General features: G+C 49.0%; 1 protein-coding gene and 2 pseudogenes. All 3 read right to left on the reverse strand.

Annotated elements, in window-relative coordinates:
• Window positions 1-336 (reverse strand): annotated as a pseudogene (locus L1D50_RS22455) (hypothetical protein); the annotation flags it as partial.
• Between the two features lie 2 nt (window positions 337-338).
• Window positions 339-698: a hypothetical protein gene (locus L1D50_RS22460; protein WP_239966884.1), complete on the reverse strand. Its 360-nt coding sequence runs from the start codon at window positions 696-698 to the stop codon at window positions 339-341.
• Window positions 695-2962, reverse strand: a pseudogene (locus L1D50_RS22465) (phage tail tape measure protein); the annotation flags it as partial. The gene L1D50_RS22460 and the pseudogene L1D50_RS22465, both read right to left, overlap by 4 nt.

The raw sequence follows: 2962 nt of genomic DNA on the forward strand, positions 1-2962 counted from the left end.
AAGCTCCAACATATCTTCAAGCTCCAACATATCTTCAAGCAGCGAGTCGTCGCGTAAATCTGGAGACTCAACCAATAGCGTGCTGACCAGCGGGTCTTCTGGTTGGTCGGCTATGAATACATGTGCATCCGATAGTTTTGTTGCATCATCGCTTCCTACCGCAGGGTAAAGCTTGACCAAATCAAAGGCGCTGCGCGCATGGTCTACGTCGCTGATTGAGCTAAACACATCATTTAGCTTTCCGCTAATCACCGCGTTGTTGGTGCGGTGGCCACCTGCATTGGGTGCGCTGCCAAGCCGCTGGGGCTTAAATATTTTAAGGTGACTTCTTAACATGGTTACACCGTTTTTAGTCGTAAGGTTATGTTTTCAAAAAAATCAGGTGCTGCATCCGAGTAATAACTGACGGCGCTGCCCGTGACAGGCTTTTGGCTGTGGTCCCAAACCACTGTGTATACGGTGCCACGGATCGATATATCAAACGCGGTTAGCGTGGTTCGGCTATGGTCAAATAGTGCAATGTAGGCACTCGCAGTCTCCAGCACACTCTCAATTGTGATAGGCCGACCAGGTAACAGCGTTTTTTCAATATGGGGCGCGCCGTTAATGGCGAGTTCCGTTTGCTCAGCAACGGCTTGATAATCGTGCTCATCTGTCCACACGGCGTGTGGTAGTTCTATAGCGTTAATTACTATCATTGGGCGTTACTCAATTGTTCGAGTTCGTCTAATAGCTGGTCTCGAATGGTGGTGTACAGCTCAGCGGTGTTGCCACTGGGTAATTTGAGTTCCAAGACTATTCGTTTACCGGATTGTTGGCCTGTCAGTAGTGTTAGCAATTTATCGAGTTTGCCATTTACCGCATCATTCAGCGGTGAGCTATTGTTTGGCCTAGTCGGCACAGGACTTGGACTGTAATACTCAGTGTTTTCACGTGGTGTGATTGTGTTTGAGCGTGCGGAATTGCGTTTGGCACTTGCCACCGCCTTTAAGGACTCGCGTTGCTTATCGATTAAGTCTCGAAGCGCGCGTTTTTGTTCGCCATCGATATAAACGAGCTGTTTAAATATCCGGTCATAAATTTTGGATAGCTCTGCCGTTGATGTAGATGCGTTAATTGCACGCTCAAACTGCGCGTACTGTTGCTGCTGCATTTTCTCGCGCTCGCGACGGGCGCGCTCTGCAATTACCTCTGCACTTTCAAATCGATATGCCGCACCTCTCCCTGTTTCGTGCTTTTCCTGATAGTCCACTATCTGCTCAACCGTTGGACGGTTGCGGTTTTGGTAGTTACTCATGCTGGTTGCAGCACGATTTGCACTTTGGCTTACACGCTCTAACTCTTCTTTTTGCTCGCGCAGGCTTTTTAGAGACCGCTCATTGGCCTTTGTTGCATCTTCAGTTGCGCGGGTTCCTCGCTTAGTTGCATCCGTTGCATTGTCTTGTGCATCTTTAAAATCGCCGAGTAGGTCATTCACCACAGATAAAATATTACTTATCCGTTCCTTTTTGTGTTGGTAGTCTTCAGCGGTTAATGCGCCTACCTTGTATTGTTGATTGACTTGTTCAAGCTCTTGCTCAAGTTTGCGTTGCTCAACATTTAGCCCTTGTAGATTTTTAGTTTCTAGCTCTCGCACCCGCGCCAAATCGGTTTCCTGTTCGACCACCAATCCAGTCTGACGGTTTAGTGCCGCCTGTGCTTTGGCTTTTTGCTCCGCTGAGGCTGTAGAGCTGTCTAGGATTTTTTTATTGTTTTCCATTGCAGCGCGGGTGCTGGCTAACACACTGGCAAACTTTGCTGTAGCGGTACTATTTTCATCTGTGGCAGGCTTCAGCTTATTTGCTGCATTAACCAGTTTATCCAATTCAGCAGTTAAACCCAGTGCGGCCGCAGCCGCTTGAACGGACGCAGGCACAGTTTGGTCTGTGGCGTTGGCGGCTTCAACGGCGGCTTTGGCCCACTTAAGAAATGCTTGCTGTTGCATCGCAACTGGTTCGTTGCTTTGTTGGAGTAATTCAAACGCTCCTTGTAATTTAGTCGCCGTTTGAGTCAGTGCGTCGGCGCTGGTGATGCCCAACTCTTTATAGGCGTTTTTTACATCTCCTGCGAGATATGCTTGGCGCGCTAATGATTCGTTGTGGCTTTCAAACTTAGCTTTCAATGAGTCCAGTAATACTAACTGCTGGCTATACTCAGCGCCTGCGCCAGCGAGTGCAGTACGTGCAGACTCAATGGATTGGATAAAACCATCAACACCAGCGCGCACACCATTTAGGTTTTGCGCCTGTTGCTCTAAAGTTTCTATTACACGTAATGCCTCTGGAATTGTGAGCCTGAGCAATTCTTGGCGCTTGCGCTCTTCTTCAGCGGCAATGCGTGTGGCTTCAGCGAGTGCTTCCGCTTTACGTGCTGCGTTTTCGTATGCTCCGGTGGTTTCATTCATGACCAGCGTGCCAGCAGCCACGGCAGCGTCTAGCTCTTTTAGGTTTGTTACCAGTATGCCAGTGGTTGCGCTGATAACTTCAAACTCGCCTTTTAGCTTGGCAGCTTGTAACTCGGCATTGCGCTGACTTTCCGCGACGCCTGCTTCAGCAACTTTTAAATTTTGATACTCACCAATCAGGTTAATAACCTCATTGGTTAGCGCTAAATACACACCGCCACGGGCAATCACACCTGCCACATTACGCCAGCGATTTGCAGCAACGGTCGCAGCATTGGTGGCTGTTGTCGCTGCGGTTATGGCGGCTCTATAGGTAACAAATGCCCGGGTGGCACTCACTGCMCCTGCCACAACACTACTAAAATAAGAGCCGATTTTAAGCGCAAGCCACGCTTTGGCTACAAATCCTATCTCCTCACGGTATTCATACAGCGTAGTGATGGTGTCTTTGATAGCTGTGCCGGTTGCCACAATGGTGTCGCTGATTGACTGCGCCCATTCTTGCAATCGGCCATCAGC

The organism is Pseudoalteromonas sp. Isolate6, assembly GCF_022398435.1.
Classification (GTDB): domain Bacteria; phylum Pseudomonadota; class Gammaproteobacteria; order Enterobacterales; family Alteromonadaceae; genus Pseudoalteromonas; species Pseudoalteromonas galatheae.